This is a genomic window from Haloarcula sp. JP-L23, from assembly GCF_011602445.1.
GTDB lineage: Archaea > Halobacteriota > Halobacteria > Halobacteriales > Haloarculaceae > Haloarcula > Haloarcula pellucida.
This window is the reverse complement of record NZ_CP050014.1, coordinates 1,659,139-1,673,505: the sequence shown is the minus strand read 5'-3', so window position 1 is coordinate 1,673,505 and position 14,367 is coordinate 1,659,139. Positions and strand designations below refer to the sequence as shown.

Annotated in this window: 14 protein-coding genes; 4 read left to right on the top strand and 10 right to left on the bottom strand. The window is 67.0% G+C overall.

Annotated features, from left to right (window positions below; genetic code table 11):
* Position 1: 1 nt before the first annotated feature.
* The 4 genes from G9465_RS08540 to G9465_RS08525 all read right to left on the bottom strand — a co-directional run bounded on the left by G9465_RS08540 (position 2) and on the right by G9465_RS08525 (position 3,653).
* The gene (locus G9465_RS08540) at positions 2 to 823 is read right to left on the bottom strand and encodes an SDR family NAD(P)-dependent oxidoreductase (protein WP_166968968.1); all 822 of its coding nucleotides are present in this window, start codon (positions 821 to 823) and stop codon (positions 2 to 4) included.
* A 54-nt stretch (positions 824 to 877) separates the two neighbouring features.
* Positions 878 to 1,690 (bottom strand): endonuclease V, encoded by an 813-nt coding sequence (locus G9465_RS08535; protein WP_166968966.1) that lies wholly within the window; start codon positions 1,688 to 1,690, stop codon positions 878 to 880.
* A gap of 1 nt (position 1,691) precedes the next feature.
* Positions 1,692 to 2,645 (bottom strand): rhomboid family intramembrane serine protease, encoded by a 954-nt coding sequence (locus G9465_RS08530; protein ID WP_166968964.1) that lies wholly within the window; start codon positions 2,643 to 2,645, stop codon positions 1,692 to 1,694.
* A gap of 75 nt (positions 2,646 to 2,720) precedes the next feature.
* A complete protein-coding gene (locus G9465_RS08525) occupies positions 2,721 to 3,653 on the bottom strand; it encodes a response regulator (protein WP_166968962.1) in 933 nt (310 codons plus the stop codon).
* Positions 3,654 to 4,083: 430 nt separating this feature from the next.
* Between G9465_RS08525 and G9465_RS26050 the strand changes: the two genes are divergently transcribed.
* Entirely contained in the window at positions 4,084 to 4,218 is a 135-nt protein-coding gene (locus G9465_RS26050; protein WP_255491976.1) for a hypothetical protein, read from the top strand.
* Positions 4,219 to 4,270: 52 nt separating this feature from the next.
* Here the strand turns inward: G9465_RS26050 and G9465_RS08520 are convergent, their stop codons facing one another.
* Complete coding sequence (locus G9465_RS08520) at positions 4,271 to 6,352, bottom strand: hypothetical protein (protein WP_166968960.1); 2,082 nt, start codon at positions 6,350 to 6,352, stop codon at positions 4,271 to 4,273.
* A gap of 131 nt (positions 6,353 to 6,483) precedes the next feature.
* Here G9465_RS08520 and G9465_RS08515 point away from each other — a divergent pair, with 131 nt between their 5' ends.
* The 3 genes from G9465_RS08515 to G9465_RS08505 are packed head-to-tail and all read left to right on the top strand — an operon-like array spanning position 6,484 to position 9,131.
* Positions 6,484 to 6,936, top strand: coding sequence for a DUF5788 family protein (locus tag G9465_RS08515; RefSeq protein ID WP_166972977.1), 453 nt, complete (start codon positions 6,484 to 6,486; stop codon positions 6,934 to 6,936).
* Position 6,937: 1 nt separating this feature from the next.
* Positions 6,938 to 8,674 carry a DNA polymerase/3'-5' exonuclease PolX gene (gene polX / locus G9465_RS08510; RefSeq protein ID WP_166968958.1) on the top strand — a complete coding sequence of 579 codons (1,737 nt, stop codon included), beginning with the start codon at positions 6,938 to 6,940 and terminating at the stop codon, positions 8,672 to 8,674.
* Entirely contained in the window at positions 8,667 to 9,131 is a 465-nt protein-coding gene (locus tag G9465_RS08505) for a Mut7-C RNAse domain-containing protein (RefSeq protein WP_166968956.1), read from the top strand. Before polX ends, G9465_RS08505 begins: the two co-directional genes overlap by 8 nt.
* On the opposite strand, the gene G9465_RS08500 is transcribed toward G9465_RS08505, so the two are convergent.
* From G9465_RS08500 to G9465_RS08480, 5 genes are read right to left on the bottom strand one after another with little or no spacing between them, the layout of a single operon-like run.
* A complete protein-coding gene (locus tag G9465_RS08500; protein WP_166968954.1) occupies positions 9,126 to 10,010 on the bottom strand; it encodes a hypothetical protein in 885 nt (294 codons plus the stop codon). The genes G9465_RS08505 and G9465_RS08500 overlap by 6 nt on opposite strands.
* A 46-nt stretch (positions 10,011 to 10,056) precedes the next feature.
* Positions 10,057 to 10,920: a hypothetical protein gene (locus tag G9465_RS08495; RefSeq protein WP_166968952.1), complete on the bottom strand. Its 864-nt coding sequence runs from the start codon at positions 10,918 to 10,920 to the stop codon at positions 10,057 to 10,059.
* A gap of 38 nt (positions 10,921 to 10,958) precedes the next feature.
* On the bottom strand, positions 10,959 to 12,098 hold the full coding sequence (locus G9465_RS08490; RefSeq protein ID WP_166968950.1) for an ABC transporter permease: 1,140 nt from the start codon (positions 12,096 to 12,098) through the stop codon (positions 10,959 to 10,961).
* A complete protein-coding gene (locus G9465_RS08485; RefSeq protein ID WP_166968948.1) occupies positions 12,091 to 12,792 on the bottom strand; it encodes an ABC transporter ATP-binding protein in 702 nt (233 codons plus the stop codon). Before G9465_RS08485 ends, G9465_RS08490 begins: the two co-directional genes overlap by 8 nt.
* Positions 12,789 to 14,366: a hypothetical protein gene (locus G9465_RS08480; RefSeq protein WP_166968946.1), complete on the bottom strand. Its 1,578-nt coding sequence runs from the start codon at positions 14,364 to 14,366 to the stop codon at positions 12,789 to 12,791. Before G9465_RS08480 ends, G9465_RS08485 begins: the two co-directional genes overlap by 4 nt.
* Between the last annotated feature and the right edge of the window lies 1 nt (position 14,367).

Here is a 14,367-nt window from a genome sequence, read left to right as displayed (position 1 = left end):
GTCAGTCCAGCAGTTTCCGGACGACCGAGAACGCGGCGTCGCGCCACCGGGCGGGGACGTGCCGTGCGAGCAGGAGGAGTTTCGCACCCTCGCCGACGGGGTAGCGAGGGGCGGGGTCGCTGGCGTTGGCGGCGTCGCGGACGGTCAGCGCGACGGCGCCCGGCGTCACCGAGACGGCGTCCCTGACGCCGGCGAGTCGCGAGTCTTCCCGTGCCTGATAGAGCCAGTCGTACGCCCCGGTCGATTCGGCGTTCGGTCCCCGTTCTGCTTCGTCCTCGCCCGCGGTCTGAACGGGGCCGGGTTCGACGACGACCACGTCCACGTCGAACTCCGCCGCCTCGACGCGGAGCGCGTCGCTCAGACCCTCGACGGCGAACTGGGAGGCAGCGTAGCCGCCCTGTCCCGGGAGCGAGAGGCGGCCCGCAACGCTGGAGACGGTGACGATGGTCCCGTTCTCCCGGGCACGCATGTGCGGCAGCACTTCACGAACCATCCGGTGAGTGCCGAGCAGGTTGCGGTCGAACTGCGCCTCTAACTCGGCCGTCGAGACGTCCTCGACGGCGCCGAACTGCGCCGTCCCCGTAGCGTTCACCAGACAGTCGATGCGTCCCGTTTCGTCGACCACGTCCTCGACGACGCGTTCGCACTCGCGCGCGTTCGTTACGTCGAGTTCGGCCGTCTCACAGCCGTCCTCGGCGAGGGCGGTCAGGTCGGCCTCGTCGGCGGCCGTCGCCCACACGCGCCAGTCGTCGTCCAGAAACGCCTCGGCGGTCGCGCGACCGACGCCGCCGGCCGCACCCGTAATCAGCACCGTCTTGGCCATGGCGGGCCCGACACGCCCCGGACAATTAAGCCCACCCGGTCGCGGTCGGCCGTCTTACACGTCGGTCTTGACCTCGTCGGCGTAGGTATCCGCCAACCGGGTCGGCTCGGGGAGCTTGTAGCCAGCGGCCGTCGCCAACACGAGGTCCGCGGCCGTCTCAGCGCTGACGCGGTGGCCGGGACTGACCAGAAGCGGGTTGACGTACTGTGTATCTGACTCGTACTGCCGCGTCTGGACGGCGTAACCGATGCAGACCCCGTTTTCGGCCGTCTCCACTTCGTCGTCGGCGTCGATCGGGACTCGCGCGCCTTCGGGGAGTTTGCGGTCCAGCGACTCGCGGGGGGTTCCACAGAGGAGGTTCTTCGCGACGCCGACCGTCGGCACGTCGAGGGTGACGCCGACGTGCGTCGCGAGGCCCGCCTCGCGGTAGTGGATGCGGCCACTCCCGTCGACGAACACGATATCGGGGTCGTGGTCGAGTTCGGCGAACGCCGAGAGGATGGCCCCGCCCTCGCGGAAGGAGAGCAATCCGGGGACGTACGGAATCTCGGTCGGTTCGACGGCGTACACCCGCTCTACGACCGCGCGGCCGCGCAGGACGACGACGGCCGAGACGGCCCGGTCACCGACGAACGCTTGGTCGACGCCCGCGACGAGTGGTCGGTCGGCGTCCGGTTCGTCCACAGGCCCGTCGCCGGCCTCGCCGAGGGTCGACTGTCCGACCGGCCCGTCGATGGCGACCGATTCGGGGTCGACAGCGTGGTCGTCTTCGAAGACGGCCGCTCGGGCGATGTCCCGCTGGAGCGTCTCCATCTCGGCCGTCGACAGCGACGGGTCGGGGACGAACTCGGGGCGAAGGACGTCCATCTCAGAAGGGGCCGCGTCCACCCGGTCCACCCGGTCCACCCGGTCCACCCGGGCCGCCGGGGCCACCACCGCCCCGCCCGAACTGGAGTTGGCTGGGCACGCGCATCTGGCTCTTGAACTTCCGACCGTACCAGAGGCCGATGCCGAGACCGATGAGGTGGGCGGTGTGGGCGATGTTGCCCCCGAGGAGGCCGACGGACCCGGGAGACAGCGATCCCAAGATACTGAACAGGAGATAGAACCCGGTGATGGCCCAGATGGGCACCGGAATCAGGAAGTAGAGGTACACGCGGAGTCCGGGGTTGAGGACCGTGAGGAACGCCAGAATGGCCAGTGCGGCCCCGCTCGCACCGAGGACGCCGTACGCGCCGGTCCCCTGCACGACTTGCAGGGCAATCTGGCCGAGGCCCGCGAGCATCCCCGAGACGAGGAAGAACACCGTGAACCGCTTCGACCCCAATTGCTGTTCGACGATGCGGCCGAAGAAGTAGATGATGATGCCGTTCCCGAGGATGTGGTAGAACCCGCGCGGAGAGTGTGCGAAGACGGAGGTGACCCACGTCCAGACGTACTCCGGGTTATTCGGGTGGAGGACGAACAGCGTCTGAAACAGTTCTCGACCGGCTATCCCGAGAACCACCTGCTCGGCGATGAAGGTGATGGCCATCGCCGCGAGGAACACGTAGGTCATGTTCCCGCGGAAATACGCCATCGGTCCGCCGGGGCCGGTGTCGAACCCGAGTCGGCCCGTCAGTCCGCCCGACTGCGACGACTCGCCGCTGTCGACGCTGTCGTCGAACCCGCTGTCGAACACGCCTTGCGGGTCGTTCCAGTTGTCCAGTCCCGCACAGTTGTGGGACTCGGGCAACCGGTGTTCGGCACAGAAGGTCCCCCCGCAGTGCCCGCACTGGTAGGGCATGTTTTCTTGCTTACCACAGACGTCACACTCCGACATTGTCGGCTCTTCGGGTGGGCCGTGCAAAGGGGTTGTGCTTGTGCGAGACCGCGACAAAAGCGAGCGACCGAGGCCCTAGTCCTCGCTCCCCGGGTAGTCGTCTGTCGCCCGGAGGATGCCGATCCACGCTGGCGCGTCGTCGTAGTCGATAGCGCCACCAGAGACTTCGACGGTCACCCGTTCGCCGTCGGCGCGGATACCGGTGAACGTCGACTCGAGCGCCTCCAGATCCCCGTAGTTCTCGGACTGGACGTCCTCAAAGAAGGAACCGTCGTCGGCGGCAGTGATACGCGCGGGCGACGCACCGACGAGTTCGCTCTGCGTGTAGCCGAACGTCTTGGCCAGTTTCCGGTTCACGTAGACGAACTCGTGGTTCTGAACGATGCAAACGCCGGCTATCTCCTGTTCGACGAGGCGCTGATACCACGACAGCGCGTTCCAGAACTGCTGTTCGGTTCGACGTTTCTCGACGGCGTTCTCGACGCGGTTTGCGAGGACTTCGTACTGGTCTGTTCCGGTCCCCTTCTGCATATAGTCGGTGACACCGGCCTGAATCGCCTCACTCGCTATCTCCTCGCTACCGTGCCCGGTAAAGAGGATAAACGGAAGGTCGGGATACTGCTCGCGGACGATTTCGAGGAACTCCAGCCCGTCGGTGTTGGGCATCTGGTAGTCGCTGACGACGCAGTCGATGTTCTCCTCGCGCAGGCGGTCGAGCGCGGCCACGGCGCTCGTCTCGCTGACCACGCAGAACTCGTCGTTTACCCGTTCGAGGAACGTCTCTATCAAGTCGCCTATCTGCGGGTTGTCGTCGACGTGCAGAACGCGAATCTGCTGGTCCGTCTCGACCTTCGCCAGCGGAATCGGCACCTCAGACTGCATCTCCTCGGCGGAGTCAGACGACTCCGTTCGGATGAGCGGGGCGTTCCGGTTCGAAGCGCGATGGCTCCCGCGAAGGACGTCGCGCGACAGTTCGATCGTGCCGCCAGCGGTCCCGTCAGTCGTCATGTGCCACCTGCCGACAGCCCGTTCTCGCTGTCAGTACGCCACAGCCCGTCGCTATCGAAACTTCGATTGCGAGCCAGTCCGGCCCCGCAGTGGGTTGAAATCGGCGACTGCAAGCGGGTGACGTTCGTATGCTCGTAGTTTGCCATCTGTGCGTAGCTCTACACGACTATCTAGTGGCCGGTCACAAAACAATACTGATAGTGCTGGTAGTGACCAATTACCAATAGACGATAGCTAGCAAGACACTACGACCGCCAGCCGGGACGGGAGTGACCGTCGGAGTCCGGCCAATAGGGCAAATATCGTCTCTGAAAGCTCTAACAGTAGGATACAGCGATCCTACTTATGATTTCGACTTAATACAAATTTATATATGTCTGAACACTTCAGAAATATTTAATATAAACTGCGCTGATTGTTTTGCTGTATCATGTCCGATACCACGATGCGAGAGTACCTCGCTGAACACCCACGCATGGCTGGCGCACTGTTTACGATTCTCCTCCTGCTCACGCAGGCTGGAAATGCAGCAGCAGCGAATAGTGCGAGCATCAGCGGCCCTTAATTTCTAGTTTTTATTGCTGCGGTAGAATTACACTGAATGCCGTTTAGCCGCGTTAGAATAGAGTGTCAAGAGAAACTGAAAAACTCCAGTTGAGGCTTCCGTCTATTCGCACTGGCACGTTCTGTAAGCCTAAGAATTGGGCTAATTCATCTGAAGAAACCTGAAATGACCCAATCGTTCCGGAACTGAGAAAATACGTATCGATATTCGAAAGGAATGGCATAAATATGGTACCAAGTCCCCTGTCATCTGTCTCATAGGTAGTTATATCGACGGTAAATTCGCCGCCTTGCTCTTCAATTTCGATGAGATTCGGCGTCCCACTTTCCGGTTGCGTCACCGTAATCCCGCCGTCGCCGACGACGATGTATTGGCCGCCGAGGATGCTCTCTTCGCGGGCGATTGTGAGCGCGGCACGGAGCGGGAACCCGCTGTTGAGTAAGCGGGCGACGGACTCGCCGATACGGACGGCGCCATCGTTGAGTACCTCGTTGAGCGTGACGATGCCGCCGATAGCGCCCTTTTCGACGAGCGTCAGGCCCTGATGGTAGGAGTTGCAGGCGTTGAGGAGGAAGGTGTCGACGCCGACGTCGTCCAGTGTCGCGGCGTCGAGCGTGCCGTCCTCGCAGGTGAACCCCTCGCGCTCGATGTGGCCGATGTAGTGGAAGAAGTCGGCGTCGGTCGTGAGGACCGTCGCGAGTTCGTCGGTCGTCAGGTTCTCGTGGACGGTGATGTCGAACGGCAGGTCCGAGCGGTTGCCGTACACCTCGTCGGCAACCTGGCGTTCCTCGGCCATTCGGGCGTCGTTCTGGACCACCCTGATAGTGATGTCGCCCTCGGTCGTCTCGCGGTCCAGTCTGTTCTGGAACGCCTCGGGGACGAGTTTAGTCGCGCCAATAGGGACGCCGTCGCCGATCCACGCCTGTTCGAGCGTGTCGTCGGACTGCGGTTCGACGTAGTCCAATCGGTCGTGGTCCGCCTCGGCGTCGGCGCTCGCAGACCGCGTGAAATCGGTCGACCGGGAGAGCGCCTGGTCGACGCCAGCGGGTGTACTGGTACCCGTCCGCTGGGTCGTCTGGTGGGTCCGGACGATAGCGAGGTCGTCGACGACGAACGGCAACTGCGGGGCGGTGGTCGCGGCGGGGTCGACGTGCGTCGTTAACCGCCACTCGGGGACGTGGTCCTCGATGATTTCGTAGGGCACGTCGAGGTAAGCGGCGAGTTGGGCAGTCAGCGGTCGGTCATAAAGCGCCGCGAAGTCGAGGTCGAGGTACGGTTCCACGGCGCGGCGCTCGTGGAGGTCTATCTGGTAGAGCCCCTCGGTCCGGGTCAGGCAGTCGAGGAAGAACAGTTGCTTCAGCGTCCGTTCGACCTCGTGTTCGTAGCCCCTCGGACCCGACAGCGAGTACTCGAAGCCGTCGTCGGTCCACAGGCGCGGCGCCGGCCCGGGGCCGACCGACGCGCCGAGGTAGTACGCGAGGGGGGCGGCGACGTAGACAGACCCGAGGTCCGGTGGGAGTTCGAGGTGGACGCCCGTGTCGGGACGCTCGATAGACGACGGCACGTCGAGGCTGTCGCCGAGTTCGAGCGCCGGCGGGTGGCCCCGAAGCGTGGGATACGAGCGCTCGGGGTCGGTCGTCTTCAGCGCCGACCCGAACGTCTCGACCGCGGCCATCATGTCCACGGGGTCCCCGGTGGTCGTGACCGTCGCCGCAGGCCGTTCGTGGCGCGAGCGGGCACCGACCCGTACCTCGGTCGGGTCGCCGAAGTCGATGCGTGTCTGTTCCATGTCGACGCTGACCTCGAAGCCGGTGTCGGCCCGGAGATAGGTCTTGATGCGCGTACAGAGGTCGACGCTGTACGCGCCGTCGGGAACCGTCTCGGCTTCGAACTGCTTGACCTCTGCGACCGTCTGGCCCGCCGTGTCACGGACGTAAACCGGAACGACGGTCGGGAGGACGATGCTGCTCGTGTGAATGCTGACCGCCGACCCGACGGGGAACCGGAAGCCGTCGGTCGAAACCGGCGTCGGCGAGACGGGCGAAGAGGTGTGCAGTCGGTAGCGCTGACGCTCGACCGGGTCGATTATTTCGACCCCCGGCTTGTCCGCTGTCGTCTCGAACGTTAGGGACATCTTACTGTGAGCCACCGAACTGTCGACGTTCGTTACGTACTAATATAGGAATCGAGAGAACGAAAAAGATACCGACGCGGTCACTGCCCCGAACGAAGCGGGTAAGACCCCGTGGGTCGAAAGGAATGGTAGTGCAAGAGTTCGAGCGCAAACAGCTGTTAGAGCGCATCGAACGGGATGGTGCAACCGTCGGTATGGCGATCCCCGACGAGATCACCGTCCAGGGGGAAGCGATAGACCTGCAGTCGTTCGTCTTCGAGATAAAGCGCCGGGACACGATACCGCGCGGCGAGCGCGAGCGGGTCGACCGGGCGAAGAAGAACCTCCGACGCGAGCGTATCGAGCGCAAGGACCTGATAGAGGACGGAGAGATAAGCTACGAGCGCGGCGAGGAACTCGCCGAGGCCATCATCGGCATCGACCGCGCGCTGAACGCGCTCGAACAACTCGGTCCAGCGGACCTCGAAGCGGAGGCGAAGGCACAGGAGACGGCCGACACCAAACGCTGGATGAAGTTCCTGCGGAAGGCACTGGGCCACGAGGACGCAGATTCCGGCACGGGCCGTGCCGGTCGAGGGAGATAACATGAGCCGGAACGACGAAATCGCGACACGACTGGAGGAGTTCGCCGACCTGCTGGAGGCGACTGGCGTCGAGTACAAACCGCGTGCCTACCGGCGCGCCGCCGAGAACATCCGGGAGCACCCGGCGGCCATCGAAGGCCTCACAGCGGAGGGGGAAGACGCCGTCGGCGAGATAGAGGGGGTCGGCGACGCCATCTCCTCGAAGGTCGTCGAGTACTTCGAGACAGGCGAAATCGAAGAGCTAGCGGAACTTCGCGCGGAACTCCCGGTCGACATGGCGGCGCTGACCGCCGTCGAAGGCGTCGGCCCGAAGACGGTCGGCACGCTATACGAGGAACTCGGGATCACGACGCTGGAGGAACTCGAAGCGGCCGCCGAGGCGGGCGAGATTCAGGACGTGAAGGGCTTTGGCGCGAAGACCGAGCAGAACATCCTCGACAACATCGACTTCGCGCGGACGGCCCACGAGCGAACCCTGCTCGGCGATGCCCGACCCTACGGCGAGCGCGTCGAGTCGTTCATGCGCGACGTCGAGCACGTCGAGAAGTGTGCGCTCTGTGGGTCGCTCCGCCGCTGGAAGCCGACAATCGGTGACGTGGACGTACTGGTCGGGAGCGCGGCGGACGAGGCCGTCGTCGACGCCTTCACGGACTGGCCCGACGTGGACCAAGTCATCGAGGCCGGCGAGACGAAGGCCAGCGTCCGGGCCGGCGGCGTCCGCGTCGACCTGCGCGTGGTCGTCCCCGAGGAGTTCGGCGCGGCCCTGCAGTATTTCACCGGGAGCAAGGACCACAACGTGGCGGTCCGCAACCGCGCCATCGAGCGAGACCTGAAGGTCAACGAGTACGGCGTCTTCGACGTCTCTGACGTGGAGGACGACGACCAGCGTGCGGGGGAGCGCATCGCCGGCGAGACGGAGGAAGGCGTCTACGAAGCCCTCGACATGGACTGGATGCCGCCGGAGATGCGCGAGAACCGCGGCGAGGTCGAAGCCGCGGCGAACCGCGAACTGCCGGACTTGCTCGTCGAGGACGACGTTCGCGGCGACTTGCACACCCACACGGAGTGGTCCGACGGCCGCAACACCGTCGCGGAGATGGTCGAGGGCGCCGCCGCGTTCGGTCACGACTACATCGCTATCTCGGACCACGCGACGGGGCCGGGGATGGTCGGCGGCGTCGGCGTCTCGGACGAGGAGTTGCGCGAGCAACTGACCGAGGTGGAGGCAGTCGCGGCGGACGCCGACATCGACGTGTTCACCGGTGTCGAAGCCAACATCGCCGAGGACGGCAGTATCTCGGTTGCCGACGACCTGCTGGCCGAGCTAGACGTCGTAGTCGCCTCGCCACACGCGGCGTTGGACGGCGACGGCACCGACCGACTGGTCGCGGCCGCCGAACACCCGGCGGTGAACGTCATCGGGCACCCGACCGGGCGATACCTGAACCGACGCGCAGGGCTGGACGTCGACGTCGAGCGACTGGCCGAGGTGGCCGCCGACAATGGGACGGCACTGGAGATTAACGCCAGTCCTGCCCGTCTGGACCTCAGCGGGAGCGCCGTCAAGCAGGCCATCGAGGCCGGCGCAACCATCGTCATCGACACCGACGCCCACAGCCCCGGGAACTTCGAACAGATACGCTACGGCGTCCACACGGCCCGTCGCGGGTGGGCCGAGGCCGGAGACGTCCTGAACACGCGGGACTCAGCGGGCGTCCGGGAGTTCCTCGATGAGTGACGCCGACCGACGGGACCCCCTCTTGCTCGATGCGATGCTGGGCAAACTGGCGTCCTATCTCCGGATGTGCGGGTACGACGCCGCCTACGCGCTGGACCGCGGGGCGGAGGCCGACGAGGACGTCCTCGCACTCGCCCGGACCGAGGGCCGTCGGCTGGTCACGCGAGACGAAGGGCTGGCCCGGCAGATGGACGACGCGCTGTTGCTCACGCGACGCGACGTCGAGGACCAGCTCCGAGAGCTGTCGGGGGTAGGGTTCGACCTCAATCTCTCGGACGAACCGGTCCACTGTGGCACCTGCAACGCCCCGGTCGAACGCGTCGACCGAACCGAACCGACGCCGGACTACGCCCCGGACCCCGCCGAGGAGGCCGTCTGGCGGTGTCGGAACTGCGGGCAGCACTTCTGGCGAGGGAGTCACTGGGACGACGTCGCCGACACCCTCGCGGAACTATAACCGTCGGAACTCGACGTCGTAGCGCAGCGACTCACCGACGGTTTCGAGCAGGGCGGTCACGCGTTCGTAGTCGGCCGGTGACGGGTCCAGCCGCTCGGGCGGCGTCTCTCGAATCCGCTCGACTGCGGCCCAGACCACCCGCCCGAGCGACGACGATGCCGCCGAGCGCGGCGTCTCCCACTCCAGATGGACGCACCCAGTCGCCGAGTCCGCCACGGCGGTCTCCAGTTTCCAGTAGGGGAAGAACATGGTGTCGCGTTCGGGGTGTGTGCTTCTGAGGCCGGTGCCGGTGAGCAACGCTCGCGCCTCGTCGACGGCGGGGACCCGAATCGGCGGCGACGGCGCCAGCCCCGCAGCGGGAATGGCATCGAGGACCGCTTCGAGCGCCGTCCGGAACGACGCTGGCGGGTCCGCGACGGCCCGCGTCGTCTGCTGCCGTGGCACCGAGTAGTACCGCCAGTCGTCGCCGTCGACTGCGGCGAGTTCGGTGACGCCCGTCGTTCGCCACCCACTCTCTGTCGGTCGAGGGCTGTCTTCGGGCCGCTTCGACAGGTCTCCGACGGAGAGGGCACGAAACAGCGTCTCGGCGTCGTCGGACGTGGCGCGGAACGCAGTCAGGTCGGTGTCGAGGACGTCGGACCCGGTCTCCAGCGACCGCAGCGCCGCCAGCGTCTCCGGTACGTGTTCGTCCAGCACCGCCTCGTCGACGGCGACGTGGACGGTGTGGCCGTGGTCGAGACAGGTGGCCAATACGGCGTGTTCGGCACGGACCCACGCAGCCGCGGGCACGCAAGCGGCGGCACCGTTCCAGAGGAGGGCGTGACTCGCCGCTTCCGGTGAGGGGTCAGGGACCAGCACGACCGTCACTCGTGCGGCCACGCACATAATTCCGGACCGATTCGAGCGCAAACCACGCGTCGGGGCGTCACCTGCGCACGCTGGCCGCGACACCCGCCTGTCGGCGGACCTCGAAGTCCTGACAGAGACGGTCGGCGACGAGTTCGTAGGCCGTCGCCGCCGCCTCCAGTACGGCGTCGTCGGGTGGGTGGAGGAATCGGGGCGGCGACTCCTTCCGACGGTCGAGGAGTCGGCCGACAACCCGACCGAGCGACGAGGACGCGCCGTCACGCCGCGTCGGCCACGTGAGGACGAGTTCGCAGGCCGCCGGGTCGACGACGACGCCCTGCAACGTGTCGTGGGGGTACCACTGGGTCTCTCCGTCGGCCCGGACGAGCCACAGTTCCTCGGCGGTGAGTTCGACGCTGATGTCGGCGACGGTCCACGTAGCCAGCGTCCCGTACGGGAACAACCCGGTACAGGGCACGTCGGCGATAGTCGACCGAATCGCGGCCTTCAGGTCGGGGCTGGGGTCGTCGAGGACCCGAACCGTCTCCTTGTTCGGAACCGAATAGTACCGCCACGCGCCGCCGTCGACGGCCGCGATGCGGTCGATGCCCCGGACCCGCCAGAGCGAGGGACGCTCGCCGCGCCCGATACCGAGCGCGTTCAGCACCCGGTTCCGGTCGTCCGGCGTCGCTCTGACGACTGGACGACCCGTCTGGAACACCGGTTCGTCGACAGACGCCAGTCCGCCGAGGGCGTCCGCCACGGCGGGCGCGTGGGCGCGGAGCAGGCCGAGGTCGAGCGCGAGTTCGACGTCGAGGCCCGCGTCGAGACAGGCCCCGAGCGTGGCGTTCTCCGCGCGGACCCACGCGTCGTCGGGCGCGACATCGCGGTTGGTAACCAACTGATGTGAGGGGGTAGGTGACCGAGTGGCGGACGGCTGCACGGGCCGAAGTGGACAGCCGTTCGACAAAAACGCCCCGGTCAGCCGCGGAGCGCCTCGACCGGCGGTTCCCACGCGGCGCGGTAGGCGGGGTAGAGGCCGCCGACGAGGGCGACGAGGACGCCGAAGGCGAATGCCCCGAGGGGGACGAGGGCGTTCCCGGGCAGGAGGACGGCCCACAGCGGCAGTTCCGTCTGCGTGGCCGTGACGACGACGGCCACGACGCCCAGCACCGCCCCGACGGCCCCCCCGACGACGCCCAGCAGCGTCGCCTCGACGAGCAGGGTCCGCAACACCTGCTTGCGGTGGATGCCCACGGCCCGGAGGACGCCTATCTCGCCCCGGCGCTCGGAGACGGTCATCAGCATCACGTTGAAGATGCTGACGCCCGCGACGACGAGCGAAACGCCCGCGACGGCCAGCAGGAAGCCGTTCAGCAGGTCGAAGAACTCGGTGATGCGGTCCAGCACGCTCGTCAGCGAGAAGACGCTGACACGCTCCTGTCTGGCGTTTAGCCGTCGGTCCACCTCGTCGGCGACCGCGCGGGCGTCGGCGGCCGAGTCCGCCCGGACGACCACCTGCGAGTACCCCGACGTGGCGAACTCGTCCGGCGGGAGGACGACGGCCGAATCGGGCTGGAGCGGCGAGATGCTCTGGACCTCCGGCAGGACGCTGACGACCCGGTACTCGTTCCCTTCGACGGTGATGGTGCTGCCCGGCCGCAGCGACAGGTCCTCGGCGACGTCCGCGCCGACGATAGCGCCCTGCCGGTGGAACGCCGGGACGACGCCGCTCCCGTTCCCGAACAGCGCCTGCGGGCTGTCGGTGCCGTACACCTGCGCGACGGTTCGACCGCCGCTCGCTCGCACCGTCCCACCCGTCGTCTTCAGCGGAACGACGGTGCCCCGGCCGTCGGCGGCCCGCTGGACGGCCGCGAGATCGCGGGCGTCCAGTGACTCCGCGTCGCTTCCCTCTGCCGGACTGACGATGACCTGATCGCCGAGGCCCCCCAGTTCCTCAGTTGCGGCGACGCTCAGGGCGTTGCCAAGTAGCCCGAGCGTGACGACGGCGAACACACCGATGACGATGCCGAGCGCCGCCAACCCCGCCCGGAGCCGCTGTCGTGAGAGGTTCCGCGTCGCCAGCGACAGCGCCGGGAACCGATGCCCGTTCTCAGCCATCCTGAATCACCCCGTCGACGAGTTCGACGGTCCGGTCGGCGTAGTCGGTCACGAGGTCGTCGTGCGTGACGGCGACGACGCCCACGTCTTCCTCGTCGGTGATGCGGCGAATCTCCTCTAAGATGCTCGTTCCCGTCTCGCGGTCCAGATTCCCCGTCGGTTCGTCGGCCAGCAACACGTCCGGTTCGTTGACGAGCGCCCGCGCGATGGCGACGCGCTGTTTCTGGCCGCCGGATAACTCGTCGGGCGTGTGGTCCAGTCGGTCGCCGAGGCCCACCCGTTCGAGTAAGTCCCGCGCCCGGTCGGTGGCGTCGCCGGGCAGAAACGCCGTCGGGAGCCTGACGTTCTCCAGCGCGGTCAGCGTCGGCAGGAGGTGGAAGTCCTGAAAGACGAAGCCCAGCGACTCCCGTCGGGCGTCGGTGCGCTGTTTCTCGGTCAACCCGACGGTGGGTTGCCCACGGAGTTCGACGCGGCCGCTCGTGGGTTCGTCCAGCAGGCCGAGGATGTTGAGCATCGTACTCTTGCCGCTGCCACTGGGGCCGATGACCGCCACCATCTCACCGTACGCGACGGCGAAGTCGACGTGTGAGAGCGCGACTACCTCGCCGCCGGCGCCGCTGTCGTAGCGCTTGCTCACGTCGACGAGGCGGAGCGGCGGCGCGAGTTCGACCGGACTGGTCTGGACCGCTCTCATCGGTCACGGGCGCGGCGGGCAAACAGTGTCACGGCGACGGTGATACCCAATCCGACAGCCACCGCCAGCGCGATACCGAGCGACTGCTGATCGCTGCCCCTGTTCGTGCCGTCCTCGGCCGGAAGCGGTACCTCGGTGGTGTCGCTGACTCGCTCGCCGTCGACGGTGTAGTCGACCCTGACGATCACCGACGTGGCGTTCTCGGTGTCGGCCTGCGCGGTGAGTTCGAACGGCGCGAACTCGCTACTGGCGACATTGCCGACGAAGTAGTTGCGCTGTGGGTACGCCGGTTCGACGTACCGAGTGGGCTGGACGGCGACGACGGCGCTCGTGACCTCGCCGTCCCCGACGTTGGCGAGGTTGCCGTCGACGCGTACGCGGCCGTCGTCATCGACGGTGACGTCGAGGCCGGTGACGGCCGCCGCGCCGCGCTTCGCGGCGTAGTCGTAGCCGACGGCGCTCTCGGTCCGCCCGGTCGGCGCGTCGTAGTGGGCGACGAACCGTACCCCGTCGGTGGTGCGCACGCCCGAGAGGTCGACCGTCACCGTCGTCGACTCGCCCGGCGCGAGTTCGTCGGTGAGTGCGAACCTGCCGACCGAAGAGAGGACGGTGCCGTCGGGCGTCTCGCCGGTGAGGACGACGTTCTCGACGGCTGCGTTCCCGAAGTTCGTCACGGTCACGTCGGCCCGCGACTCGCTCGTCGAGTCGTCGCCGGACTGTGGCTGGAGCGCCCCGTCACCGCCGCCACCGCCGAGGATGCCGGGCAGGCCACCGGGGACTTGCTGTGTGTCGTCCCCCTGTGCACGCTGTGCGCGGACGCCGACGTCGGTGGACAGCGGCGCGACGGTCACTGTCTTCGAGAACGTCGAGGAACTCTCGACGCCGTTGGGCGTGACGAACGTCGTCGTCACTTCGAGGGGACGTTCGCCCGGTTCGGGGGCCCTGACCGAGAGGTTCACCGTCTGTGATGCCCCGGCGGCCAGCGTCGGAATCGCTCGGCGGGTCCGCTCGCCCGTCGCCGGGTCGGTCACCCGGAGTTCGATGCCGCGGAGCGGTGCCGTCGTCGGGTTCGAGACGACGGCGGTCACGGGCGTGTCGGCGCGGGCGACGAGGCCGTCGGTCCGGAGTTCGACCTGTGGCTGGCCGCGTTCGACGCCGACGGTCAGCGGCCGGGTCGCACGCACCGTGTCGCCGTCCGCGTCCGACCCGACGGCCACGAGTCGCAGGTCGTACGACCGGGGCCGGTTCACGGTGAACGTCACCGGGACGGTGAGCGTCTCGCCGGGCGAGAGGCGCCCGAGGTCCGTCGCGTTCCCGAGTGTCACGTCCTCGCCGATGTCCGGCGAGCGGACGACGCGAACGCTGTCCAGTGCGAGCGACGTGTTGCTACCGCCGGAGAGCCGAACGGTCGTCTCGGCAGTTATCGGTGCTCCAGCGGTCGGCGTCGCCGGCGTGACCGTCGTGTCGGTGAGGGTCAGGCGGGCGTCGGCGCCGGCGGCCGGCCCGACAGTCGCCAGTGGTCCGATGACGACGAGGACGACCAGTACGGCGACGAGGAAACGAGAACGCACCATC

What these genes read in the sequence shown, in the direction of transcription:
- G9465_RS26050 (WP_255491976.1), top strand. Translation starts at nt 4,084, where the DNA reads ATGTCCGATACCACGATGCGAGAGTACCTCGCTGAACACCCACGCATG.
- G9465_RS08480 (WP_166968946.1), bottom strand. Translation starts at nt 14,366, where the DNA reads ATGGTGCGTTCTCGTTTCCTCGTCGCCGTACTGGTCGTCCTCGTCGTC.
- polX (WP_166968958.1), top strand. Translation starts at nt 6,938, where the DNA reads ATGAGCCGGAACGACGAAATCGCGACACGACTGGAGGAGTTCGCCGAC.
- G9465_RS08540 (WP_166968968.1), bottom strand. Translation starts at nt 823, where the DNA reads ATGGCCAAGACGGTGCTGATTACGGGTGCGGCCGGCGGCGTCGGTCGC.
- G9465_RS08530 (WP_166968964.1), bottom strand. Translation starts at nt 2,645, where the DNA reads ATGTCGGAGTGTGACGTCTGTGGTAAGCAAGAAAACATGCCCTACCAG.
- G9465_RS08505 (WP_166968956.1), top strand. Translation starts at nt 8,667, where the DNA reads ATGAGTGACGCCGACCGACGGGACCCCCTCTTGCTCGATGCGATGCTG.
- G9465_RS08485 (WP_166968948.1), bottom strand. Translation starts at nt 12,792, where the DNA reads ATGAGAGCGGTCCAGACCAGTCCGGTCGAACTCGCGCCGCCGCTCCGC.
- G9465_RS08520 (WP_166968960.1), bottom strand. Translation starts at nt 6,352, where the DNA reads ATGTCCCTAACGTTCGAGACGACAGCGGACAAGCCGGGGGTCGAAATA.
- G9465_RS08525 (WP_166968962.1), bottom strand. Translation starts at nt 3,653, where the DNA reads ATGACGACTGACGGGACCGCTGGCGGCACGATCGAACTGTCGCGCGAC.
- G9465_RS08535 (WP_166968966.1), bottom strand. Translation starts at nt 1,690, where the DNA reads ATGGACGTCCTTCGCCCCGAGTTCGTCCCCGACCCGTCGCTGTCGACG.
- G9465_RS08490 (WP_166968950.1), bottom strand. Translation starts at nt 12,098, where the DNA reads ATGGCTGAGAACGGGCATCGGTTCCCGGCGCTGTCGCTGGCGACGCGG.